Source organism: Jannaschia sp. S6380, assembly GCF_023015695.1.
GTDB lineage: Bacteria > Pseudomonadota > Alphaproteobacteria > Rhodobacterales > Rhodobacteraceae > Jannaschia.
Genome location: NZ_JALKAS010000006.1, coordinates 1 through 241 on the forward strand (window position 1 = coordinate 1; position 241 = coordinate 241).

Below are 241 nucleotides of genomic sequence, written 5' to 3' on the forward strand. Positions count from 1 at the left end.
CCCCTGCTCCATCGCGATCGGCGCGATCAGCTCAACACCGAACGACACGTTGTCCCCCGGCATCACCATCTCCGTGCCCTCGGCCAGGTTCACCGTCCCCGTCACGTCCGTCGTGCGGAAGTAGAACTGCGGACGGTAGTTCGCGAAGAACGGCGTGTGGCGACCGCCCTCCTCCTTCGTCAGGATGTACGCCTCGGCCTCGAACTTCGTGTGCGGCTTGACCGAGCCGGGCTTGCACAGA

At 65.1% G+C, this 241-nt stretch carries 1 pseudogene; it reads right to left on the reverse strand.

From position 1 onward, the window contains the following. A pseudogene (gene tuf, locus MWU52_RS17910) lies at positions 1 to 241 on the reverse strand (elongation factor Tu); the annotation flags it as partial.